This window comes from Sphingopyxis sp. 22461 (assembly GCF_052044915.1).
GTDB lineage: Bacteria > Pseudomonadota > Alphaproteobacteria > Sphingomonadales > Sphingomonadaceae > Sphingopyxis.
The window spans coordinates 89,547-115,112 of record NZ_JBQENY010000006.1 but is presented as its reverse complement, the minus strand read 5'-3'; the positions used below and the strand labels follow the sequence as shown (position 1 = coordinate 115,112).

15 protein-coding genes are annotated in these 25,566 nt (G+C 64.0%); 13 read left to right on the top strand and 2 right to left on the bottom strand.

Annotated features, from left to right (window positions below):
- Positions 1-15: 15 nt before the first annotated feature.
- Positions 16-3,807: a CHAT domain-containing protein gene (locus tag ACTJI5_RS11400; protein WP_440860394.1), complete on the bottom strand. Its 3,792-nt coding sequence runs from the start codon at positions 3,805-3,807 to the stop codon at positions 16-18.
- A 36-nt stretch (positions 3,808-3,843) separates the two neighbouring features.
- Here ACTJI5_RS11400 and ACTJI5_RS11395 point away from each other — a divergent pair, with 36 nt between their 5' ends.
- Positions 3,844-4,026 carry a helix-turn-helix domain-containing protein gene (locus ACTJI5_RS11395; RefSeq protein WP_439514128.1) on the top strand — a complete coding sequence of 61 codons (183 nt, stop codon included), beginning with the start codon at positions 3,844-3,846 and terminating at the stop codon, positions 4,024-4,026.
- Between the two features lie 290 nt (positions 4,027-4,316).
- On the opposite strand, the gene ACTJI5_RS11390 is transcribed toward ACTJI5_RS11395, so the two are convergent.
- Positions 4,317-5,222, bottom strand: coding sequence for a LysR substrate-binding domain-containing protein (locus ACTJI5_RS11390; protein WP_310252493.1), 906 nt, complete (start codon positions 5,220-5,222; stop codon positions 4,317-4,319).
- 101 nt (positions 5,223-5,323) lie between these two features.
- Here ACTJI5_RS11390 and psrA point away from each other — a divergent pair, with 101 nt between their 5' ends.
- The 12 genes from psrA (at position 5,324) to ACTJI5_RS11330 (ending at position 25,553) form a co-directional block, all read left to right on the top strand.
- Entirely contained in the window at positions 5,324-6,433 is a 1,110-nt protein-coding gene (psrA, locus tag ACTJI5_RS11385) for an iron-containing alcohol dehydrogenase PsrA (protein ID WP_440860393.1), read from the top strand.
- 17 nt (positions 6,434-6,450) lie between these two features.
- Positions 6,451-7,692, top strand: coding sequence for a phosphonoacetate hydrolase (phnA, locus tag ACTJI5_RS11380; RefSeq protein WP_440860525.1), 1,242 nt, complete (start codon positions 6,451-6,453; stop codon positions 7,690-7,692).
- Between the two features lies 1 nt (position 7,693).
- Positions 7,694-9,151, top strand: a complete 1,458-nt coding sequence (gene phnY, locus ACTJI5_RS11375; protein WP_440860392.1) for a phosphonoacetaldehyde dehydrogenase — start codon at positions 7,694-7,696, stop codon at positions 9,149-9,151.
- Between the two features lie 156 nt (positions 9,152-9,307).
- Positions 9,308-10,531 carry an MFS transporter gene (locus ACTJI5_RS11370; RefSeq protein ID WP_440860391.1) on the top strand — a complete coding sequence of 408 codons (1,224 nt, stop codon included), beginning with the start codon at positions 9,308-9,310 and terminating at the stop codon, positions 10,529-10,531.
- 114 nt (positions 10,532-10,645) lie between these two features.
- Positions 10,646-13,876 carry a TonB-dependent receptor domain-containing protein gene (locus tag ACTJI5_RS11365; protein WP_440860390.1) on the top strand — a complete coding sequence of 1,077 codons (3,231 nt, stop codon included), beginning with the start codon at positions 10,646-10,648 and terminating at the stop codon, positions 13,874-13,876.
- Between the two features lie 38 nt (positions 13,877-13,914).
- Positions 13,915-15,213 (top strand): alkaline phosphatase family protein, encoded by a 1,299-nt coding sequence (locus ACTJI5_RS11360; RefSeq protein WP_440860389.1) that lies wholly within the window; start codon positions 13,915-13,917, stop codon positions 15,211-15,213.
- Positions 15,210-17,159 carry an acetate--CoA ligase gene (gene acs / locus ACTJI5_RS11355; protein ID WP_440860388.1) on the top strand — a complete coding sequence of 650 codons (1,950 nt, stop codon included), beginning with the start codon at positions 15,210-15,212 and terminating at the stop codon, positions 17,157-17,159. Before ACTJI5_RS11360 ends, acs begins: the two co-directional genes overlap by 4 nt.
- Before the next feature lie 514 nt (positions 17,160-17,673).
- The gene (locus ACTJI5_RS11350) at positions 17,674-20,130 is read left to right on the top strand and encodes a TonB-dependent receptor (RefSeq protein ID WP_440860387.1); all 2,457 of its coding nucleotides are present in this window, start codon (positions 17,674-17,676) and stop codon (positions 20,128-20,130) included.
- Between the two features lie 26 nt (positions 20,131-20,156).
- Positions 20,157-21,392, top strand: coding sequence for a YdcF family protein (locus ACTJI5_RS11345; protein WP_440860386.1), 1,236 nt, complete (start codon positions 20,157-20,159; stop codon positions 21,390-21,392).
- Positions 21,393-21,414: 22 nt separating this feature from the next.
- Positions 21,415-22,404, top strand: a complete 990-nt coding sequence (locus tag ACTJI5_RS11340) for a nuclease (RefSeq protein ID WP_440860385.1) — start codon at positions 21,415-21,417, stop codon at positions 22,402-22,404.
- A gap of 423 nt (positions 22,405-22,827) precedes the next feature.
- Positions 22,828-24,228, top strand: coding sequence for a 3-keto-disaccharide hydrolase (locus tag ACTJI5_RS11335; RefSeq protein WP_440860384.1), 1,401 nt, complete (start codon positions 22,828-22,830; stop codon positions 24,226-24,228).
- 11 nt (positions 24,229-24,239) lie between these two features.
- Positions 24,240-25,553 (top strand): Gfo/Idh/MocA family protein, encoded by a 1,314-nt coding sequence (locus tag ACTJI5_RS11330; protein WP_439514137.1) that lies wholly within the window; start codon positions 24,240-24,242, stop codon positions 25,551-25,553.
- Positions 25,554-25,566: the final 13 nt, after the last annotated feature.

The window sequence follows — 25,566 nt, the reverse complement described above, 5'->3', positions numbered from 1 at the left end:
GGATTCAGCCCTGTGTCAATTGTCCGTCGCAATCAGGGTGAATGGCGCCCAAGCGGCGGGATGCGCCCAGTCACTGGTCCAGCCTTCCACCACGGTGCCGTCTTCGCGCCTGCCCGATCGGATCGCGCGCATGGCCGATTGGAAGGCAGCCGCCTTGCCTGCCTTCCGGTTCCGCGCCGCGTTGACGAGTGTTTCGACCGTGAGCGCAGCCGTGACCCTATCGCCGACGCGCCAGCGGCTCGCGAGCAGTGCGTCGGTGCCGGCATATAGGAATGAACGTGCCAGCGCCGATAGGGCGTCGGCCCCGCCAGGCCCTTCGGTCGTTCCCGTGTTGCAGGCCGACAGAATGACCCACTCGGCCGAGAGGTCGAGCTCGGCGGCTTCGGCGGCGGTCAATATACCGTCGTCGGCGTATGTCGCGTGGCCTGGGGGCGTGAAGATCAGGCCGGGCTCGGCGAAACCTTCGATCTCGCCGGGCAATATGCCATGCGTGGCAAAAGCGACGATGCGCGCGTCGCGCAATCGCGTGTTCGTTCGGACGGCGGTCTCGGTGGCATCGGGGCCGAGGTGGATTGCGTCGATGTCGGCGTCGAGCGCGCGCGCCATCGCGTTCAGCTCGACCTCGGTGCCGGGAAGCGAAGGAAGCGCGCGCAGGCGTTCGGGATCGGCGAGGGTGCCGCCGATCCCTCCGGTCCGTGGCGAGAGTCCCGTGGCAGCGGCCCGTTTGTTCCCCGCTTTGGCCAGCACCGGTGCGCCATAACCGATGAAGGGGCGTGCGTTTCGCCCGGCCGACCGCGGCTTTCCCGTCCGCAAGGATTCGACCGACGGCAGGGTAACGATCGCAAATCGATCGCCGAGCCAGGGGGTGGCGGCGAGCGCCTTCTCGGAGTCGGGGCCATTGGGTTCGGCGGTGATGAAGGCGGCGAAGGGAAGGTCGGCGAGCGCACCCGAAGTCGTCACATAGAGGGTCTTTACATCCTTAAGCAGCGGCTCATGCGGTTGGACGAGGAAGCGATAGAGATCCCAGGCGTAGCGGCGCTCGAACAGCGGCGACGCGGTCCAGATGCCGCTGCAAGTCTGGGGATCGACCTCGCAGCGAAACGCGTCGATCGTGCCGCGCAGGAAGGATTGCAGCCGCGGCACCGCGTGCCAGCCCGCCCCCTTGGTCGTCACGACAAAGGTGAAATCATAAAGTTCGCCCTCGGTGACGAGAAGCAGCGCCTCGCCCGGACGCAGACGGCGGCGCACCTCGTCTTCGCTCAGGGGCTGGGGCAGTGCGAGGCGCGCGTAATCGGGGTAGGAACGACGCAGCCGGGCCTCGATTTCACTAAGTTCCCGGCCCAGCGTCCAGATCCTGTCCTTCAAATTTTCGGCGGCGTCGGGTGCGCCGATCATGGCCGTGCCAAGGGTGTGGTTGAGGTCGCGGATTTCCGAGGCCAGATCCTGCTGGCGTCGCACCAGCAGGGCGAGCGGGGTATCGCCAAGCGCTTCGCGGGCGACGATACCGGCCAGCGCGCGGGTCGATGCGCTCGATGTCAAATCCTGCGCAATGCGGAAGGATTCGGATCGCAGCTTCGCTTCCTCTCTCCGGACCTGCGTCGCCCGATTGGCGTAGAGGGTGAGCGCCAGCGCGAAGGTGCCGGCCCCCGAGGCGTCGGACCAGCCGCCTTCACTGACGGCGGCGGCGACCGCGCGCTCACCCGCGCTTGCCCCCGCCACATCCCGCGCCGACAGCACGCGCGTTCGTTCCGCGCGCGCGCGCGCGACCGCACCGCGCATAAGGCTGACATATTCGGGCGAAGCGGGATCCTTGCGCGCGATCGATCGGGCCAGTTCCATCGACGCGATCGCGACATAGCGGTGACCGGGATCGAGCGAGCCGGCCGCGCGCGCCAGCGCGCGCCGCTGATAATCGATCGCAGCTTCGGCCTTGCCCTGCTTGGCGAGGATCGCGCCCATTCGGCCGAGGTCGGCGATATTCTCTTCCAGGTTGCTCTCGGGAAGTGCGGAACGCAAGGCGATGACGCGTGCCTGGAGCGCGCTGGCATCGTCATATTTCGCGCTCTTGATGAGCAGGCCGACGAGATTGCCGAGCGAGCGGAGCGTGTCGGGATTGCCCGCTCCCAGGTGGCGCTCGCGGATCGCGATCGCCTGGCGCAGCCGGACCTCGGCTTCCAGCTCCCGCCCTTGACGGTCGAGGTTGGTCGACAGCAAGGCGAGCGTTCGCGCGGACCCAAGGCTTTCGCGCCCCTTCGTGCGGACGAGGGTTTCGAGATTACGGCGACAGATCGCCTCGGCGCCCGGCAGGTCGCCCATTTCCTCAAGGTTCAGCGCAAAATCATTATATTCCTCGAGGACGAAAGGGTCCTCGGGGCCGAGTGCGAGCCTGCCATATTCGATCGCCTTCTGGATTGCCGTCGAGGCTTCCGGCCGGCGGCGCTGCCCGGCGAGCACTTCGCCCAGGGTGCCCCACGCCGCCGACAATGATCGCGTTTCCCCATCCGACGGCGTGAGCAGTTCGATCGCGCGGCGCGCACTGGCTTCGGCCTCCGCATAGCGGCCGCGTACACTCTGGACGAGCGCGAGCCGCCGCAACGCCGCGGCGTGCGCGGCGCGGTCGCCGAGCCGCTCGCGAATGCCGATGGCGTTCCGCATCAGCGTTTCGGCGGTGTCAGCGCGGCCGGTCAGATAGAGAATGTTCGCGAGCGTCTCCATGTCGGTTGCCGCGCCCGGCGATCGGTCCCCGGCTGAACGCCGGGCCATCCGTGCCCGAACCGCGGCTTCGGCCTTGACGAACTTGCCGCCATCGATGAGTTCGCGGATCTCCTTTTCGGTATCGCCGACCATGGCGATGCTCGCCGGGGCTGGCGGCGCTGAATCGCCTTGCTGTTCATGGGCGGGAGCGCGCGCTTCCGCACCGCGGCGGAGTATCGTGGCAAGCTGGTAGAGCGACGCGCGGGTGTCGGCGTGATCGCGCCCGAGCACGCGGGCCTGGATTGCATAGGCCTGTTCCGCGGTCGTTTCGGCCTCTGCGATGTCGCCCTGCAGCGCCAGATAGAGCGACAGCAAATAATGTTCGCGCGCGGTTTCGACACTGTCGCGGCCTGTCGCGTCCGCGACCGCATCGACCTTGCGGCGTTGCCCCGCGGAGCGTTCGCGATAGGCCGACATCTTCGCTTCGGCATCGGCGAGCAGTGATTGCAGTGCAGCGACCACCGCATTGCCGTCGCCGAGCATCCGCCGACCGGCGCCGACCCCTTCGCTATAGGCCGTAATAGCTTCCGGAAGCCGGCCGCGGGCTTCGAGTATCCGTCCGGCATTGCCCCAAGCCGCGATCAGCCGGTCGTCGGCCAGGCCGGGTGCCGAGAGCAGGGTTATGGCGCGCCGCGCTGCGGCCTCGGCCTCTTCATACCGCCCGCGTTCGAGCAGGACCGATGCGAGGCGGTTGAGGCTGCGGCCCGTCAGCCTGTCGTCGCCCAGCTGTTCGCGTGTTCGCACCGCGGACCGGATCAGGGGTTCGGCTTCCTCGGCGCGCTTTGTCATGGCGAGCAGGAGTGCCAGCCATTCGGTGTCGCCCGCGGCCGCGGCGGTCTCCATGCTGTCCGCTGTGACATGCGCCTTCAGGCGATCGCGCAGGATCGTTTCGGCTTCGTCAAATTTGCGGGCATCGATGAGCGGCTGGACCGCGGTGTCGCCCGGTTGCGCCGCGGATGTCGTTTGCGCCCGCAGGGGCGCAGGCTGCGCCGTCATCAGGATGCAGGCCAGCCAGCCAAGGCGATGGATGACGCGAAGTGAATGTTTTTCCATGAATGATTGCGGTCGATCGAAAATCGGTCCCATTGGATGTTGGAACAGGCGGGCACGGCATTGGTTCCGCCAGCACGCTTCCCAGTTCGTACCGCTTTCATCCAGACAACACCCGCGAGCGAGGTGGCTTTCGATGCGGGCTTCGGCGACTTCTCGGAATTCAACCGGCGATTTCGTCGATTTATGGGAGCGACGCCGGTCGCGTTTCGTCACCGCTGACGGCTGCCGGTTCCTCGCGACTGCGGCGTGCGCGTGACCACTGGCGAGGGGAGCCTCATCGAGGAGAAAGCTTGCCTTTTGTACGGCTCGTTAGGTGGAGCAGCCGGCAGCGATCGCAGCGGTATATCCGGAGCTGCAACTCAGAGCGTCGAACCACAGCAAGCGCCTCCTCCTCCGATCGATAGGAGGCCTTCTTTACGCAAATGCTTAGTCTCGTGCGCATACTGCCTCATTGCCAAAGATCGCGGACGGCTGCTTCTCGCACAAAAGAGGCCGAAAGAAATTGTCTGCTATCGGCCAGTAGCAGCCAAGGATCGGTGCTCGGTGGAATGCAATGCGCTGGTGACATCCAGAAACGCGGAAATCAGGCGCGATTGCAACCGGTCCTGCCGGCACACGATATGGGCATAGTTGAAGATTTCGGCATCGACGACCGGCAGGCTGCGGATGCGTTCGTCGGCGATATATTCGGCGCTCGAGACGAAACCGAAGCCGACGCCGCTCGCGACCGCCTCGCGCACCGCTTCGCGGCTGCCGATCTCCATCACGATTTTCGGCCGCACATTCGCCTTCGCCATGGCCTCGTCGCTCGCGCGGCGGGTGTTCGAGCCATGTTCGCGTGCCACCATCGGCTGGTCATGGAGGTCCGCGATGCGGATATGGTCGCGGTCCGGCGCGAATAGGGGATGGTCGCGGCGCCCGAATGCCACGATCGGGCTTTCGCTATATTGGGAATACCAGAGCCGGTCGTCATTTTCGACATAGGCCAGCACCGCGACGTCGGATTCAAACTCGAGAAGGTTGCGCAGGACGACGTTCGAGTTGCCGATCGACACCGAGATTTCGATTTCGGGATAGCGGGCGTGAAAGGCGACGAGCATCTCGGTCACATGAAAAGGTCCGACCGCGCCGACGCGGAGATGGCCGGTGCGCAGCTCGCGGCTCTCGGTCAGGAAATGCCGGGCGTCGGCTTCGTCGGCAATCATTCGCCGCGTGATCTGTTGAAGCTCGCGGCCGGCGTCGGTGAGGCGCATCCGCCGCCCGGTGCGCACGAACAGCTCGACCGCATATTCCTCCTCGAGCTGGCGGATTTGCGTGGTCAGCGTCGGCTGGCTGATGTTCAGCCGGTTCGCCGCGGCGGTGACGCTCTCGGTTTCGGCGACCGCGTGGAAGGATCGGAGCTGCGTATACCTCATAGATTTTTTATATAGATACAGCGAAAACTATCAATTGGATAATCTGACGCGCATCGGCTTCAAGGCTCTCCAACAAGAGCAAAGGGAGGACGAAAGCGCCGATGTCCGTTTCGTGGAAATATGGAAATCCTGTCGAGGTGACGTTTTGCGAGGACGCCGTGGCGGCGGTCGGCGACAAGGTTGCGGGCCGCAGCTTTTGCCTCGTCACCTATAATGACCATCCCTATTTCGACGACATCGTCGCGGCGATTTCGGCCCGTGTCGGCGCCCCCGCGGTCGTAGTGCGCGAGGTTGAGCCGAACCCGAGCTTCAACGGGCTGCGCGGCCTGTGCCGCACCTTTGGTTCCGCCGCGACGACCCCCGAAGTCATCGTCGCGTTCGGCGGCGGATCGGTGATCGATTCGGCCAAGGCGCTCGCGGTCTCGAGCGGCGACTTCGCCAACGTCCAGGACTACCTCGAAGGTCGCAAGGGCGCCGAGGCGGTGAAAGCGATGCCGATCATCGCCGTGCCGACCACCTTCGGCACCGGCAGCGAGGTCACTTCTTGGGCGACGATCTGGGACACCGATGCGCGCAAGAAATACTCGCTGAACCGCCCCGACCTTTATCCCGAGCACGCGATCATCGACCCGTCCACGTCGCTGGGGGTGCCACGCGGGCTGACGCTGGCGACGGGCCTCGATACGCTGTCGCATGCGCTCGAAAGCATCTGGAACGTCAACGCCAACCCTGTCTCGGCCAACCACGCCATTTTCGCGGCGAGCGAGCTGATCGATGCGCTGCCCAAGCTGGTCGACGACCTTGGCAATCTCGAGCTGCGGACCCGCGTGGCGCGCGCCAGCCTTTTTGCGGGGCTCGCTTTCTCGAACACCAAGACCGCGCTCGCGCATTCGCTGTCCTATTATCTGACGTTGCACCACGGCACCGTCCACGGGATCGCCTGCTCGTTCATGCTGCCCGCCGTGATGCGCAGCGCGATCGGCCAGAACGCGGCCTGCGACCAGGCGCTGGCGCGGATATTCGGCGCCGACCTCGCCGCGGGCGCCGACCGGCTCGACGCCTTCCTGACCGGGCTCGGCGTGTCGACCGACGCGACCGATTACGGCGTCACGCGCGAGAATTGGCTCGCGGCGATCGACGATGCCCTCGACGGCGAGCGAGGGCGCAATTTTATCGGCACCCGCGATGCCTTTTTGTCCAGCGCGGCCTGAGGAGAATATTTGTGAACATGCCTACCACCCCCGCCGACCTCGTCGTCAACGGCCGCGCCTACGCGCATCCTGACCGGCCTGTTGTCGTCATCTGCCTCGACGGTTCCGAACCCGGTTATATCGAGGCCGCGATCGAGGCGGGGGTCGCGCCGAACCTCGACCGCATCCTGAAGACCGGAACGAACCGGACCGCGCTGTCGGTGGTTCCGACCTTCACCAACCCGAACAATTTGTCGATCGTAACGGGCCGCCCGCCAGCGGTGCACGGCATTTCTGGCAATTTCTTCTATGACCGCGAGGCGGGCGTCGAGGTGATGATGAACGACGCGAAGTTCCTGCGCGTGCCGACCATCTTCGCGACCGCCCAGCAGGCCGGGATGAAGATCGCGGTGGTCACCGCCAAGGACAAGCTGCGCACGCTGCTGGGCAAGGGGCTGGACTTTGAGGGCGGCACCGCGATCGCTTTCTCGTCGGAAAAGGCGGATCAGGCGACCAAGGCCGAAAACGGCATCGAGGACGTGCTCGATTTCGTCGGCCTGCCGCTCCCGAACGTTTACTCCGCCGACCTCTCGGAGTTCATTTTCGCCGCGGGCGTCAAGCTGCAGAACAGCTTCCGCCCCGACCTCATGTATCTGTCGACGACCGACTATGTGCAGCACAAGGCGGCACCGGGGGCCAAGGCGGCGAATGATTTCTATGCGATGTTCGACCGCTATGTCGGGCAGCTCGATGCCGCCGGCTGCACGATCGTCATCACCGCCGACCATGGCATGAACGACAAGCACGACAGCGACCAGCAACCCGACGTAATCTATCTTCAGGACGTGCTCGATGCGGCGCTCGGCGCGGGCACCGCCCGCGTGATCCTGCCGATCACCGATCCCTATGTCGCGCACCACGGCGCGCTCGGGTCCTTCGCGACCGTCTATGTCGATGCCGACAAGGTGCAGTCGGTGATCGACATCGCGGGCGCGGTCGCGGGCGTGACGGTCGCGATTTCGGCCGCGGAAGCAGGCGAGCGCTTTGAACTGCCGATCGACCGCATCGGCGACGTCGTCGTCATCTGCGATCGCCACAAGGTGCTCGGCACGACGGCCGCGCGGCACGATTTTTCGGGCCTGACCGAACCGCTGCGCAGCCATGGCGGGCTGACCGAACAGACCGTGCCGCTGATCTCGAACCGCCCGACCGAGGTGGCCCCCGATCGCGTCCTGCGCAATTTCGACGCGTTCGACATGGCGCTGAACCTGGTGCGCTGAGATGAACATCCACACCAGCCCCAGCCAGCCCGTTCGCCTCGAATCGATGCGCATCGCCGGCAAACTCGTCCGGACCGACGACGTCATCGAGGTCCGCAATCCCTATGACAATACGCTGACCGGCACCGTCCCGGCGGCGCGGCCCGAGCATGTCCGCGAGGCGTTCCGCACCGCCAAGGCGTTCAAGCCGAAGCTGAGCCGCTACGAGCGCCAGCAGATCTTGCAGCGCACCGCCGAACTGCTGCGCGATCGCAAGGAGAAGTTCGCGCGGCTGATCGTCGCCGAGACCGGATTGTGCTGGAAGGACGCGCTTTACGAAGCGAGCCGTGCCTATGACGTCTGGTCGTTCGCGGCGCAGCTCACCATCAAGGACGACGGCGAAATCTATGCCTGCGACATCTCGCCGATGGGCAAGGAGCGCAAGATCTTCACGACGCGCGTCCCGCTGCTCGGGGTGGTGTCGGCGATCACGCCGTTCAACCACCCGCTCAACATGGTCAGCCACAAGCTGGCGCCGGCGATCGCGACCAACAATCGCGTGGTGCTGAAACCCACCGAGCTCACGCCGCTCACCGCGCTCGCGCTCGCCGACGTGCTGTATGAGGCGGGACTGCCGCCCGAAATGCTGTCGGTCATCACGGGCAATCCGTCGACGATGGGCGACGCGATGATCACCGATCCCGATGCCGACCTTGTGACCTTCACCGGCTCGGTGCGCGTCGGCAAGCACATCGCCAACACCGCGGGCTACAAGCGCAAGGTGCTCGAACTCGGCGGCAATGATCCGCTGATCGTGATGGAGGACGCCGACCTCGACAAGGCGGCCGAGCTTGCGGTGGCGGGGGCGACGAAGAATTCGGGCCAGCGCTGCACCGCGGTAAAGCGAATCCTGGTGGTCGACAGCGTCGCCGATGATTTCGCGAAACTCGTCGCCGAAAAGGCGAAGTTGCTGAAAAGCGGCGATCCGATGGATCCGTCGACCGACGTCGGCACCGTCATCAACGAACGCTCGGCGATCCTCTTTGAAAACCGCGTCAACGATGCGGTCGAGCGCGGCGCGGAAATCCTGCACGGCGCGCCGCGGCGCGGGGCACTGTTCGCGCCCACCGTCGTCGATCATGTGCCGGCCGACTGCGAGCTGGTGTTCGAGGAAACCTTTGGCCCGGTGATCCCGATCGTCCGCTGCCCCGACGATATTTCGGAGGTGATCCGGATATCGAACTCGACCGCCTACGGCCTGTCGTCGGGCGTCTGCACCAACCGCCTCGATTATGTCACGCGCTTCGTCGCCGAGCTCGAGGTCGGGACGGTCAATGTCTGGGAGGTCCCCGGCTACCGGATCGAAATGTCGCCCTTTGGCGGGATCAAGGATTCGGGGCTGGGCGACAAGGAAGGCGTCGTCGAGGCGATGAAGGGCTTTACCAACGTCCGGACGTGGTCGCTTCCCTGGAATATTTAATATTTTGTCATAAAAACTGCACAAGAATCACTAAATAGAGAGCACATAAAGTGCCTATTCACGGGACAGATGCAAATGAACGTGGTTCAAAAAGGTGTTACGGAACTCCGTAACTTGACAGATAGTAGTATATTATTTCGTAAGGCGCAGCATCGTATGCTGTTTGCGGCGATGTTTTGCTATCTGTTCTTTTATACCGGTCGGCAAACCTTCGGGTTCGCGATCCCGGGCATCCAGGCCGAATTCGGCGTGTCGAAAGAAACGCTGGGCTGGGTCAGCGCGGCACTTTTGTGGTGTTATGCGATCGGGCAGGCGATCAACGGCAACCTCGGCGACAAATATGGTGGCCGCCGCGTGATGAGCGCGGGCGCGATCCTTTCGTGCATGGCCAACTGGGCGGCGAGCTTTGCAACGGGCGTGCTCAGCCTTGGCGCGCTGTGGGGACTCAACGGCTATTTCCAGGCGATGGGCTGGGCGCCGGGCAGCCGGCTGTTGTCGAACTGGTTCGGCAAGCATGAACGCGGCAAGGTGTTCGGATTCTATGTGTTCGCCGCGGGCATGGCGTCGGTGCTGTCCTTCGTCACCTCGATCATCGTCGTCCATGTGTTGCAGCTCGACTGGCGCTGGATCTTTCGCCTGCCCGTGCTGTTGATGCTGGTCGGGGGTATCGCCTTCTATCTGATTGCGCGCGAACGCCCCGAAGACTTAGGGTTTCAGTCGCCGCACGACGATGTCGCCGACGAGGACACCGCCCCCGATGTCGCCGACGACGAGAGTTCGTGGGCGCGCTACAAAGCGGTGCTTTCCAACTGGCGCTTGCTGCTCGGCGGCCTTGCCATCGGTTTCCAGAATTCGGCGCGCTACGGTTTGCTCGTCTGGGTGCCGGTGCACTTCCTCGGCGGTGCGGGGGAAGCGGCTCCATCAAACAGCTTCATCGATCCTCAGTGGATCAGCGTCGCGCTGCCCGTCGGGATGGCGATCGGGGCCGCCACCAACGGCTGGGTATCCGACAATGTCTTCGGGTCGAAACGCTATCTCGCGATCGTCCTCTATATGGTGCTCGCCACCGTCACCTCGCTGTTCATGTACACGATCCCCGCCAGCGACGTGTATCTCGGCCTCGCCACGCTCTTCCTGTGCGGCTTCTTCGTCTACGGCCCGCAGTCCTCCTTCTGGGCGCTGTGCCCCGACCTCGTCGGGCACAAAAGGGCCGGGACCGCGATCGGGATCATGAACTTCTTTGCCTATCTGTTCGCGGGGCTCGGCGAACCGCTGATCGGCGGCTTCATGGACACGCATCACGACACGTCGCTGGTGTTCCTGATCGTCGCGGGGGCGAGTGCCGCCAGCGCAACGGTGGCGTTGTTCATCCGGCGATGAACCGCCCCTGAGGGGCCGCCCGGCAAAGTTTCACGTGCTCAGTTTATCCGGCCGCGCCGATCGGTGGCCGCCTGCCTACCCAGACTGCGATTTTTGCTTAATGCGGAGGGAAACATGAAAGCTCGTCATTCGATTCTATGCGGCACCGCGATGGTGTTCGCGCTCGCCACAGCAGCCGGCGCCCGCGCGCAGGATGCGGCTCCGTCCGCCGACGCGGCACCCGCAGAAGCCGATGCGCCGACGAAGGAAATCGTCGTGACCGGCACCAATATCCGGCGCGCCGAAACCGCGCTGCCGGTCACCGTCATCGACCAGTCGGAAATCGACCTGCGCGGCGGATCGACCGGCGCCGATCTGTACGAGACGCTGCCGTCGGCGTCGCCGCCCGAAATCAACGAAGGCACGATCGCCTCGCAGGGCGCGCGTGGCGACGTGTCGTCGCCCGACCTGCGCGGCATCGGTTCGGGCAGCACCTTGCTGCTGATCAACGGCCGCCGCATGGCGCCGCATCCGATTTCCGGGACCGATCAAGGCGTGCCGTCGCTTTCGGCCAATGCCAATGTCATCCCCACCGCGCTGATATCGCGCGTCGAAGTGCTGCGCGACGGCGCATCGGCGATCTACGGTGCCGATGCCGCGGCTGGGGTGATCAACAACATCATCTCGCCGACCAAGGATCGCGGACGCATTTCGATGGAAAGCGCGATTACGCAGCACGGCGGTGCCGAGGAATTCCGCGTTACGGCGGCGAAGACCTTTCAGTTCGGCCAGACGTCGATCGGCATTTCGGCCGACTATTTCCGGCGCAACGACCTGCTGTTCGGCGATCGCAAATGGGGGTCGCAGTCCGACCTGCGACGCACGCGCAAACTGCCCGCGCCGTGGAACGGCCTGCCGATCGTCAATCCGGCGACGGGCGCGAACTTCTCGCTCGACAACGACCTCGATAACGGCAGCACGATCACCCATCATGGCCAGTTCCGCCGCGGGTTCATTCAGTCGGACTTCCTGACGTTCAACGGCGGGCGGCCCGACGGCAACCGCGGGATCTCGACCTCGACCTCACCCGCGGGGGGCGTCGCGACGGTCGCGACCGACGGCACCTTCTTCCTTTATCCCGGCGCCGATGGCGCGGTGAACTTCAAGCAGACGGCGCCGTCGCGCAACCTCGGCAACCCCGAGGACGAATATTATGACAACCGCCTGCCGCACCGCACGCTTGTGCCGGGGCTGAAGCGGCTCAATCTCGCGATGTTCGTCGAACATGAGTTCAACGACAGCTTCACCATATTCGGCGATGTCCTCTTCTCCGGCTCGCACGCGAACAGCCAGCGCGAAGCGGCGAACATGCAGAACGTCAACGAACCCGGCCTCTATGTCCCGGCGTCGAACCCCTATAACCCGTTCGGCTCGCGCTTTTATCATCCGCAGGGCCTGCCCAACGCCGATGGCACCGCGCGCATCGCCGGCACACCCGCCGACGTCACGATCGTGTCGGGGCTGATCCCGCCGGGCACCAAGGATCGCTATATCGAAGTCGATTCGACCTTCTACCGTGCTATGGCGGGCGCGCGCGGCAAGTTCGGCGACAGCTGGGCCTGGGAAAGCGGCCTGCTCGTCTCGGGCGCCTACAGCCACGAGACCGAGTCGAACATTTTCCGCGAATCTTTGCTGCGCCGGGCGCTCGCGCGCACCGATGGCAGCGCCTACAATCCGTTCCCGGTGACGTTCAAGGTGGTGAACAACCGCGTCGTTGTCGATCAGCCCTATGTGAACCCCAACACGGTCACCGAGCCGATGTACGACACCGACAACCGCTATGGCAAAACGCGGATCATCGTGTGGGACGCGAAGATCGGCGGCGAGCTTTGGAAGCTTCCCTTTGGCGGCGGCCCCATCCAGGTCGCGGCGGGTGCCGAGGCGCGCTGGGAAAGCTATCATGCGTGGAAGGCACCGTTCGCGGGCCTCAACCCGCCCGGATCGGGGAATGATTTCCCGTACCTGCGCGAAAACGACAACGACTTCATCGCGATGAGCCCCAATTCGGACATCGACGCCAAGCAGAATGTGCAGGCCGCCTATGCCGAGGTCGCGCTGCCGCTGGTGACCGACGACAACCGCTTCTTCCTGTTCGACCGGCTCGAGCTGAGTGCCGCGATCCGTCACGAGCGCTTCTCGATCCACGGATCGAGCACGACACCCAAATACAGCATCCTCTGGGCGCCCGCGTCCTGGGTGAAGCTGCGTGCGTCCTATAATGAATCGTTCCGCGCGCCGAACCTGGCGCAGACCAACACCACGCCGCTGCTGCGCGTGAACTACACCGCCGATCCCTATCGCCGCGACGTCACCAATTCGGCGGCGGACGACAGCGCGCCGCGGCGCACCTTCCGCCAGGGCAACGACCGGCTCAATCCCGAAAGGGCGAAGAACTTCGGCGCGGGCATCGCGATGGAGGTGCCGGGCATCCGCGGGCTTTCCTTCACGGTGGATTATTGGCGGCTGAACCAGCGCGACGCGATCACCGCGCTCGGCAACACCGAGGTGCTCGCGACCGATGAACTGCTGCTCGACCTCGCCACCCAGGCGGCGCTCGCGTCGGGCAAGACGGCCGACCAGATCGATCTCGGATCGGGGACGGCCAATTATGCGGGCAACAGCCGCGTCACCCGCCGCGCCCCTACGCCGGTCGATATCGCGACCTTCAACGCGTACAACGCCGCGCAGCCAACCAACGCCACCAAGCGCGCCGTCGTCGGTGAGATTACCAGCCTGATCAACGACTATATCAATCTCGGCTCGCGCAAGCTCGCGGGGCTCGACCTCGCGCTGCAATATCGCGTGCCCGACTTCGGCCTCGGCCAATTCACGCTGAAGGCCGAAGCGACGCACTATCTGAAGCGCGACGAGGAGCTGGCCGACGATGGCATCGTCAACGACGAACTCGGCAGGAACAAGCGCGCCAAATGGAAGGGCATTGCGTCGGTCAACTGGAAGAGCGACGGCTGGTCGCTGGGCTGGTTCACCAGCTATTACGGCCCCTACGCCGACACGTCGGCGTCGACCACCGAGGCGATCTATGAAGCCCTCGGCCGGCCCAAGAGCATCATGACCTTTGACGATAACGGCATCAAGCGCTTCTATCTGCGCGTGAAGCCCGCGATCCTGCACAATGCGCGCATCACCTATGCCTTCGGCCCCGGCAACGACACGCGCGTGACCTTCGGCGTCAACAATGTCTTCGACGCCGACCCGCCCGTTGCCGACGAGGATGAGGGCTATTTCGTGGGCACCGTCAACCCGCGCGGCCGCCAGTTCAAGCTGAAGCTCGAGCACCGGTTCTAAGATTCCGCCCGACCCATCATTCATTTGTGGAGCCAGTCATGAAACTTTGGCGGACAATCCAGTTTTCGATCGCACTCGTGATGGCAACAAGCCTGCCGGTGGGCCAGGCGGGCGCCCGGGCGGGCGCGGCAACCCCGAACGCTGCCGAAGTGTCCGGCCGTCACCCGGTGCTGATGATCTCGATCGACGGGCTGAGGCCCGACGCCGTGCTCGACGCCGATAAACACGGCTTGAAGATTCCGATGCTGCGCAGCTTCCTGATCGGCGGGAGCTACGCACAGGCCGTGATCAACGTGAACCCCACCGTGACCAACCCGAACCATACGACATTGGTCACGGGCGTGCTGCCCGCCGAGCACGGCATCTATAACAATCGGCCCTTCGCGCCGGCCGCTAAGCTGCCGAAAAGCTATAGCAGTTATGCGCAGATCAAGGCGCCTACGCTGTGGGGGGCGGCAAAAGCAGCGGGCCTCAAGACCGGGAGCATCTTCTGGCCGGTCACCCAAAGGGCTACCGATATCGATTTCAACCTCGTCGAAGGCAATGACGAGGATGACGCGAAGATCGCCGACGACGCGATCGCGCTGATCGAGCAGAAAAACCCCGAATTGCTGACGGTCCATTTCGTCAATTTCGACCATCAGCAGCATGAGTTCGGTCCGTTCAGCGCCGAGGGCAACGCGGCGCTTGAACGGATCGACACCGCGCTCGGCCGCGTCGTTGCGGCGTACCGGAAGACGCATTCCGGCGGCGTCGTCGCGGTCGTGTCCGATCACGGCTTCGACAGGGTGACGCATCAGGTCAATCTGAACGCCGCCTTCGTCGACGCGGGCTTCATCAAGCTCAGCGGCAAGGGCGACGAGCAGGAGGTCACCTCGTGGAAAGCCTTTGTCTGGTATGTCGGCGGATCGGCGCTGATCGTTCTCCAGGACCGGAAGGACCAGAAGACGAAGGCAAGCGTCAGCGAATATCTGCAAAAGCTGGCGGCCGACCCGGCCAACGGGATCGAGCGCATCTACGCCCGCGACGAATATGCGAATCGCGGGCTTCCGCCGGCAGCGGAATATGTCGTGGCGTTCAAGCCCGGATACCGGATGGCCAACGCGATGACGGGGCCGATCGTGAAGCCGTCCAAAGGCGGAGCGCATGGTGCCTTCTCGACGCGGACGGTCCGTGCCGACATGCATTCGTCCTTCTTCATCACGGGGCCGGGGATCGCCGCGGGCCAGAATCTGGGCGTGATCGACATGCGGCAGATCGCGCCGACGCTTGCCGCGGAACTGAAGGTTTCGCTTCCCGCCGCCCGCGCACCTGTGCTTCCGATCCGCGGCCAATGACGGAGGAAAAGCGCGTGTCCGACGTGTATCCGGTTCCGGCGGCGTGGACAGAGCGGGCGCTCGGCGAAGCGGCCTATGCCGCGATGTACGAAACCTCGCTCGCAGAGCCCGACGTTTTCTGGCTGGAGCAGGCGAAGCGACTCGACTGGATGAACGCGCCGGACACGGCGGGCGACTGGTCGTTCGACGAAGGCGATTTCCGCATCGCGTGGTTCGCCGACGGCACGCTCAATGTCGCGGCCAATTGCATCGACCGGCATCTCGCGAGCCGGGGCGACGACGTCGCGATCATCTGGGAACCCGACGATCCCGCCGAAGACCCGCGTCGTATCAGCTTTCGCGAACTGCACCGCGAGGTCTGCCGCTTCGCCAATGTCCTGAAGGCGCAAGGGGTCGGCAAGGGCGATCGCGTCACCATCTATATGCCGATGATCCCCGAGGCGGCGTTTGCGATGCTCGCCTGCGCGCGGATCGGAGCGATCCATTCGGTGGTGTTCGGCGGCTTCTCGCCCGAGGCGCTGGCGGGCCGCATCACCGATTGCGACAGCCGCGTCGTCATTACCGCCGACGAAGGGCGGCGCGGCGGCAAGCGCATCGCGCTCAAGGCCAATGTCGATGAGGCGGCAAAGCGCGCGCCCGCGTTGGAGAAGGTGATTGTTGTGCGGGCAACCGGCGGCGCGGTGGCGATGACCGCGGTCCGCGACATCTGGTATCACGAGGCCGCCGCAGAGGTCGCCGCCGACTGCCCGCCTGAGGAAATGAACGCCGAGGATCCCCTGTTCATCCTCTACACGAGCGGCTCGACCGGCAAGCCCAAGGGCGTGCTCCACAGCAGCGCGGGCTATCTGCTCTGGGCGAGCCTGACGCATGAGCTTTGCTTCGACTATCGTCCCGGCGAGGTGTGGTGGTGCGCCGCCGACATCGGCTGGGTTACGGGGCACAGCTACATCCTCTATGGCCCGCTCGCCAATGGCGCGACGACCCTGATGTACGAAGGGCTGCCCAACTGGCCCGACGCGAGCCGCATCTGGCAGGTCGTCGACCGGCACCAGGTTCACACCCTCTTCACCGCCCCCACCGCGCTGCGCGCGTTGATGAAGGACGGCGACGCCTTCGTGACAAGGACGAGCCGCAAGTCGCTCCAGCTGCTTGGCACGGTCGGTGAGCCGATCAACCCCGAGGCGTGGCGCTGGTATCATGCGGTCGTGGGCGAGGGCCGCTGTCCGATCATCGACACATGGTGGCAGACCGAGACCGGCGGCGCGATGATCGCGCCGATGCCGGGCGCGACTGCGCTCAAGCCCGGCAGTGCGACGAAACCCATGCCCGGCGTCGATCCGCAACTCGTCGATGGCGAGGGGCATGTTTTGCCCGGCGCAGCCGAGGGCAATCTCGTCATCGCGCGGAGCTGGCCGGGACAGATGCGCGGCGTCTGGGGTGATCGTGCGCGCTTCTTCCAGACCTATTTCACCACCTATCCGGGCAAATATTTCACCGGCGACGGCTGCCGCCGCGACGACGACGGCTATTACTGGATCACCGGCCGCGTCGATGACGTCATCAATGTTAGCGGCCACCGCATGGGCACGGCCGAGGTCGAAAGCGCTTTGGTGCTCCACCCCAAGGTGGCCGAGGCCGCGGTGGTCGGGATGCCGCACGATGTGAAGGGGCAGGGCATATACGCCTATGTGACGCTCAATGCCGGCTGCGCCGCGGACGACGCGCTGCGCGGCGAACTGGTGAAATGGGTACGCAGCGAAATCGGCCCGATCGCGACCCCCGACGCGGTGCAGTTCGCACCCGGCCTGCCGAAAACCCGCTCTGGGAAGATCATGCGCCGCATTCTCCGGAAGATCGCCGAAGGGGATGTGTCGTCGTTCGGCGACACATCGACACTCGCGGACTCCGCGATCTTGGAAGCTTTGGTGGCCAATCGAATCCGTTGAGAGGCGAAAGCGCCGTATCAAGATTGGTGGAATTGCCACCGCGGGCGCATTGCAAATCGAACGGCCGCATGTTCCCGTTTTTTTCATAAGCGGACATTCCGCAAACGGTGATTTGCTGTCAGGTCAGTCGCTCGTGGAACGGCGCGCCAACGACCTGATGGTGCATGGCTCAATCCGCTCGTGTCGCCCGTTTACAGCGGTTTCGCAGCCGGTTTCCCGCCGACGCTGATTCAGGGCGGCACGCGCGAAACATCAATGTCTCCGGGTTTTTCGATTGGATAGCGGTGACCCATTCGTCGGCGCGAGCCAGGACATATCGGTGCTTCGCCCCGTCGAGGGATGCGCCGACAGGAAAATTCCGCCTTTGGGAATCTGAATGGACAGCGTGTAACCGCATTGACGCGAAGCGCCCCTAACCGGCCGAGTTCCATAAGGGGACTCGACAATGCAACTCGCACACAAAAAAAATTACGCTCTGACGCTTCTATCTTCTTTGACCGCGTTGGCATGGTCAATGCCCAGCATCGCTGCGGAACAGGATGCAACCCAAACGGCCGCTCCGGAAGCGGAGGCAGGAGCAGAAGAGACGGCGCAATCGGACATCGTCGTGACGGGAAGCGCCCGCGCCCAGCGCCGGTTCGATGTATCCTATGCCGTGAACTCCCTTGGACAAGAAGAGGTCCAGCGGATCGCGCCCAAGAATTTCGCCGACCTGCTCGGCACCGTTCCGGGTATCCAGGTCGAAGCGACTGGCGGCGAAGTGCAGAACATCACGCGCGTCCGCGGCATTCCTACCGATCGCGGATACCTGATCTTCCAGCAGGACGGGCTGCCGCTCTACCATGAGATTGACGGCGTGTTTTTCAACTCCGGTGAAGGCATGAATCGCTTTGACCTGATGACCGAGCGCGTCGAAATCGTGCGCGGCGGTCCGGCGCCGATCTATGCCAGCAGCGCCGCAGCGATCGCCAATAACATCACCGTGTCGGGCGGCCCCGACGCGCGCGGCAAAGCGCAGTTAACTTTGGGTGATACCGGCCTGTACCGGCTCGACGCGATGCAGTCGGGTCCGATCGGCGAGCGCACCTATTTCGCCATCGGCGGCTTCCTGCGCCAGCATGACGGCTATCGCGACGGCGGCTTTCCCAGCGACAAGGGTGGCCAGATCCGCGCCAACCTGAAGCACGACCTCGACAACGGCTTCGTCAAGGTGTCGATGCAATATACCAACGACCACAACATCTTCTACCTTCCGATCCCGGTCGCCGATCCGCGCAATCCCTCTCTCTCGCTCGATCCCTATATCGATTATCACACGGGTACGCTGAACTCTCCGGCGCTCCGCAACGTCAACGTCAAATATCGCGATGGTGCCGGCGTGCTGCAGGGTTTGAACCGGGATCTTGCCGATGGCCGGCACATGCGCTTCTTCAACGTCGGCCTGCAATATGAAGGCGATTTCGATGGCTGGCTGGTTTCGGCCAAGGGCGGCTTCACCAAAGGCAAGAGCAGCTTCGACGCTTTCTATTCGACCACCAACCCGGTTAGCGCGAACACCTTTGCGGCAAGCTATCTGACGGCCGCTCGCACCGCTTTCGGGGCCGACGTGGCGCGGCTCGGCTATGCCGTTGCGGGCACCAACGGCGCGACGGTTTATGATCCGGGCGCGGCTTCGGGCCTCATCATGTCGGGCCAGTATCGCGTTTCCGAATCGGACTTTTATTCGGGGCAGGCCGATCTCAGCGTTACCCGCAAGTTCGAGACCGGCTTGGGCACCCATGACGTACGTATAGGCGTTTATGGGGCGGCTTATGGCAATACGCTCTTTCAGGCCTATCAGGACATGCTGATCGAAGTGCAGAGCCAGCCCCGCACGATCGACCTTGTCGCCTATTCTGCGACGGGCGCCGTGCTCGGCTCGGTCACCCAGAACGGCGTGTTGCGATACACCACGACGCTGAACCAGGGCGAGGCCGATGCGAAGATGGTCGCCGTCTACGCCAATGATACCTGGGAGATTACCGACGGACTGCGGGTCGACGGCGGCATCCGTAAGGAATGGTATGACTATGAAGGCTTTGCGCTGTTGTCGACCGCCGCCGATCTGGGTGATGCGACGACGCTGGCCGACAACGCCACCCGCGCTTTCAGCGGGGCCATCGTTTCGAACAAGCTCAAACCCTCGGCGACCAACTGGACGGCCGGCGTCAATTATGACTTCACGGACAATTTCGGCGCTTACGGCCGCGTTTCGAACCTGGAAGTGCCGCCCCAGATGGGCGTGGTATCCAGCACCGCCCCGACAATCATCAAAACCAAGGCGCGGCAATATGAACTGGGCGTCAAGGCCAGCTTCGGCCCGCACTACCTCTACGTCACCGGCTTTTACACCAAGTTCGATCCTTTCAACGCGACGTTTATCGCGTTCAACCCGGTGACCGGCCGCAATGACCAGCCCGTGCCGTTCATCGGCGAGGCTGTCGCAAAAGGCGTCGAGGTTGACGGCCGGATCAAGCCGGTGAGCTGGTTCGAACTGGCCGGTTCGGTCACCTGGGCCGACCCCCAATATCGTAATCTCGCGAACACGTCGGGCGCCGATCCGACCGCGGTGAACGGCAACCAGATCATCCGCGAGGCCAAGTTTTTCGGCAATGTGCGTCCGTCTGTCCGTTTCCCGGTCGGCGGAGGCGAAGTCGAGATCGCAGGACGTTACGAATGGGTGGGCCGCCGCTACGTCGATCTTTTCAACCTGACGGCGTTGCCCGCTTATCAAACATTCGGCGCAAGCGCGTCGGCGAGCTTTGGCAACTGGCGCTTCCAGGTGGTTGGTGACAATCTGACCAACGCCAAGGGATTGACCGAGGGCAACCCGCGGACCGACCAGCTCGCCGGTCAGGGCGCGGGCGATGCGATCTATGGACGACCTTTATTCGGCCGCAGCTTCCGCTTTATCCTCAGCCGCAGCTGGTAAGGGTGCGCGCAATTCGCACCACAGCCTTGAGCATCTGCCTGGCCGTCGCCTCGTCCCTTTATCCGGGACTGGCGGCGGCGCAGGACCCGGCCGGCTACGCATCGCCCTTTGCCGACACGCTGGCGACCCGCATCTTTCCGCTGTTCGCAATGATGCGGGCGCCCGATTGGGCGCAGGCGCTGCGTGACGATCCCGTTCTGGTGGAACTTGCCGCCGCGCGCGCCGCGCGGGTGCCGGAAAACAGCTGTGCGCCGTCTCCGCAATGTCTGGCCGATGCGTGGATATGGACCGAGGCGGATATCGCCCTGGTGCAGACGCGGTTGCGGCTGATGGTGAGCGATAAAAAGCGCGCCAGGGCGCTCGTGACGCGGCAAATGCGACCTTCCGGGCGCTTCGCCCGCCATGCGGCACTGTCCGATGCGGAGTTTGTGGCCACGGCGTGGGCCGAAACGGCGGCAGCGGTGAACCAGGTCATCGCCGTCTATGCCAAGGGGACACCACCGCGTTATCCCGTTATCGACTCCATCATTTTCAATATTGCCGACCCCAAGATGGCGGACGTGCTGGATACGCACGGCGTCGCCACGGCCGCGCGGGCGAAAGCCGATGATCTTTTCTTCGATCCATCGTTGCGTTACGCGATTGGCCTGCTCCAGATGAACGAGCGTATCGACGCGGGCAGCTACCGGCCGCTATTGGGCGGTGACAATGCCGACACGGCCCGGGCGGTCGCCCGGATGAACTGGCGCGCAAAGCCCTATACCGCGCTGCTGGTGTTCGGCCATGGCCCGGAAGACGTTCAATCGCGCACCGGCGTGATGGGGCATATCCGCCTGGCAATTGCGGCCGATCTGTTCGCGCGCGGTTTGGCCCCTTTCATCATCGTATCGGGGGGCAATGTGCACCCCAACCGCACGCCGTTCAACGAAGCGGTCGAGATGAAGCGCCTGCTGGTCACGCAATATGGCATTCCGGCCGACCGCATCCTGATGGAGCCGCATGCGCGCCATACCACCACCAACCTGCGCAACTGCGCGCGGCTTCTGCTTGCCGCCGGCTTTCCAGAGGATCGGCCGGCGCTGATCGTGTCCGACCATCGCACGATCCAGTATATCGGCGGCGAGGAACTGGCGCTCCGCAACCTGAAGGAAATGGGGGTGCAGCCGGGTCGTCTGGCACCCGGCCCCGATCGCTTCACGCTGCGCTTCGTCCCCGACCCGGTCGCGTTTCACGTCGAACCGGCCGATCCGCTCGATCCCTGACGTCCTGTTCGGAGCAAAGTCCGTGCGCCATTTCCTGTTAGTTTTCGCTGCGGCCGCGTGCGCCGCCGTTCCTGTCCCCGTCCTCGCCTGGGGCGAACGCGCCCACGCAGCAATCGACAGGGCAGCCATCGCAGCGCTGCCCGCCGACGGTCCCATATTCCTTCACAGATATGCCGACTATATTGCAGCATCTTCGACCATGCCCGACAGCTGGCGCAGCGCCTCAGAGCCCTTTTCAAAGATCGAGGAGGATCCCAATCATGGATGGTTCAAGGAGCAGTTCGCATTTTTGAGCCCCATCCCGCGCTCGCGCTACGAGTTTATCCTCGCCTTGCATGACGAGTATCTGCGGATCAAGGACAGCGATCCGGAGCGGGCCAAGCGGACCAACGTGCGCTGGACCGGCACGCTGCCCTATGCGGCAATGGAAAGCTATGGGCGCCTTGTCGTTTGCATGCGCCAGATTCGCGCTGCGCAAAAAGCGGGTGCCGACGCCAGTGTGCCGGAACAGAACTGTGCCTATCAGGTTGCCCGCCTTGGGCATTATATCGGCGACGGTTCGCAGCCGCTCCACGCTTCGGTCAACAGCGATGGATGGCTGGGCGCCAATCCGAAAAACTATACGACCGACCGAAGCATCCATGGCCGTTTCGAGAGCGAGTTTGTCGATGCGATCGCGCTGGAGCCACAGAACCTCGCCGACCGGATCGGCGCACCGGCTCGGCAGCGAGGCGATTTGTTCGATGCCGTCCTGTCCTTCCTCGACGAGGCGGGGAGCCATATGGAAACCGTCTACATCATCGAGAAGAGAGGTGGCTTTGCCAATCCGGAGGATCGGGACGCGCGGGCTCTGGTCTACGGCCGGGCGGCAGCAGGCGCTGCGATGCTCAGGGACATGATCTACCGCGCATGGACCGAGAGCGCCGAGCCGTCCGCTCAGGTGAATCCGTCCCCGCTCGATCTTGCAAATCCTCTCTACAATCCGGCCACTGGTTCCGCGCCCAGTCACTGAGCGCGTTCTCGACGGGATTCGGTCGGGGGTCTTCGGCACAGCTCCGCCTGAAGGGCCAAATGGCATCGTGCGTGACCGATTCGGTTTAGACCGATCGGGTCCTTGCGACGAAGGTCGTGGTGTTCAGAAGCGCGTCGCTACGATAGCAAGGCGCAAATAGCCGCGATGCGAGAAGCGTCGCTCATCTGCGAGCCCCGGATTTGCTTCCGACGTCGATTGACCGCACCGGTCCGCTTGCCGTCTCGCGAACCACAATCGGTCTGACATATCTATTGCAAGTGGCCTGACCACATATTAGTGGTTGGCAGGCATAAGCTGTGTTCGCGTGTTCACGCTAGCGGCAATATAATGCGAGAGCCTGGCGCGTCAGGAAATGAAGCGTGTTCGGGATGCCCTCGCAATAAAAAATTGAGAGGAGCCACGATGTTTCGAAGGATCGCATTTCTAGCTTTGGCCACCGCACCGCTGATAGCGCTGACGCCCGGTTCGGCTGCGCAGGATCAGCGGCAGGCTCCGTGGCAGGACGTCACGCCGCGCGCCGGACTCGCGGGCTGGCACAGCGCTGGGGGGCAGGCGCCCTATCGCGTTGTCGACGGCGAGGTCGTTGGCAGCGCCGTGCCGAACTCGGCGAACAGCTGGCTGGTGTCCGACGCGCTTTACGGCGATTTCATCCTCGAATTCGATGCCAAGACCGACCCGACGCTGAATTCGGGCGTGATGATCCGCGGCCAGAGCCGGCCCGATTATCGAAACGGTGTGGTTCACGGCTATCAGATGGAGATTGATCCCTCGTCGCGGCGCTGGAGCGCCGGCATCTATGACGAACAACGCCGTCAATGGCTCTATACGCTCGGCCGCAACGATGCGGCGCGGCAGGCCTTTCGCTCGGGCGACTGGAACCACTATCGTGTCGAAGCGATCGGGACGCGCCTGCGCACCTGGATCAATGGCGTGCCCGCCGCCGATGTTGTCGACGATGTGGACGCGCGGGGCTTCATCGCTTTCCAGGTGCACTCGGTTGCCGATGCGGTCGCGGCGAAGAAGCCCGAGGCACGTTTCCGCAACGTGCGGATCATCACCGACACGCCCGCCCGCTTTGCCTCGCCCGCGACCAAGGTCGAGCAGCAGGGATGGCTGGCCAATCGCCTGACCGACGCCGAGCGCGGCGCCGGCTGGAAGCTGCTTTGGGATGGCAAGACGACGCAGGGCTGGCGGAGCGCCAAGGGGCCCGCTTTTCCGAAGAAGGGCTGGTCGATCGCCGACGGCATCTTGTCGGTCGAAAAATCGAGCGGCGCCGAAGCGACCAATGGCGGCGACATCATCACCACCCGCGACTACAAGAGTTTCGAGCTGTCGGTCGATTTCCGGCTGACGCCGGGCGCCAATAGCGGGATCAAATATTTCGTCGATCCGAACCTGCTGAAGGGCGACGGATCGGCGATCGGCCTGGAATTTCAATTGCTCGACGATGAGCGCCATCCCGATGCCAAGATGGGCCGCGATGGCAATCGGACGATCGGCTCGCTTTACGATCTGATCACCGCGCGCAACCTCTCCGATCCCGACAGCCTGGGCAAGCGCGTCAACGCGCCGGGCGAATGGAATCGGGCGGTCATCGTCGTGCGCGGCAAGCATGTCGAACATTGGCTGAACGGGTTCAAGGTCGTCGAATATGAACGCGGATCGCCCGCTTTTCGCGAGCTTGTCGCGCGCAGCAAATATGCGAAATGGCCGAACTTCGGCGAATGGGAGCAGGGACCGATCCTGCTCCAGGATCATGGCGACCGGGTCGACTTCCGGTCGATCAAGCTGCGCGAATTCTAAGGGGACAGGACATGATTGACCGCCGTACGATGTTGAAGGGCGCCGCAGCGACGCTGGGCGCCACGATGAGCGCGCGCAGCTATGCGCAGATCAAGGGTGCGAACGATCGCTTGCGTGTGGCGGTGGTTGGCGTGAACGGGCGCGGGCAGGCGCATATGAGCGCTTTTTCGAAGCTGCCGAACGTTTCCGTCACGCATTTCGTCGACGTGGATTCGGCCATCCTCGCGAAGCGCGCGAGCGAATTTGCCGCCAAAGGCCATCCTGCCCCCAAGATCGTGGGGGACTATCGCCGGCTGCTCGACAGCAAGGACGTCGACATCGTCAGCATCGCGACGCCCGATCATTGGCACGCAAAGCTCGCGATCGATTCGATGAATGCGGGGCGCCACGTCTATCTGGAAAAGCCGATCGGCATCGCCCCCGCCGAAGGCGAAGCGCTGATCGCGGCACAGCGCCGCACCGGGCGTCAGTTGCAGGTGGGCAACCAGCAACGGTCGAGTGTGGAGACGCGGCAGCTTGTCGACATGGTCCGGGCAGGCGAGCTCGGCGACGTTTATGAAGCCCAGACCTGGTATGCGAACAATCGCGGGTCGATCGGCAAGGGACAGGAAATCGCGCCGCCGGCCAATCTGAACTGGGATTTGTGGCAGGGACCGCGCCCGCGCGGGCCGTACCGGTCGAACCTGGTGCATTATAACTGGCACTGGTTCTGGAAATACGGGACGGGCGAGATTTGCAACAATGCGATGCACGAGCTCGACATTGCGCGCTGGGCGATGGGCCTGACCTATCCGACCAGCGTGTCGACGCAGGGCGGACGGCATTTCCACCGCGGCGACGATTGGGAAATGTATGATTCGCTCGCGCTCGACCTGATCTACGACGATGGTCGCGCGATCCGCTGGAACGGGCAAAGCTGCAATGGCATCAAGACCTATGGGCGTGGCCGCGGCGTGCTGCTGCTCGGCACCAAAGGGTCGGCCATCGTCGATCGCAACGGGTTCGAGTTGTACGATCTGGAAGGCAAGTTGACGCGGGAGGTGAAGGCCCCGGCCAGTTCGGAAACCACCGGAACGGTCGGCGAGGGTGCGCTCGACATCCTTCATGCCGGCAATCTGGTCGACGTCATCCGCGGCCGCGCCAGCGCGCTCGCATCGCCGATTGCCGAAGGGCATATCAGCACCGCGCTCTGTCACCTCGGCAATATCGCCTATCGCACGAGCGGCGCGCTGACGATCGATCCGGCGACGGGCAAACCGACCAATGCCGATGCCATGAAGCTGTGGTCGGTCGATTATGAGCCGGGCTGGGAGGTCAAGGGCTGACCCCTGGGGCGAT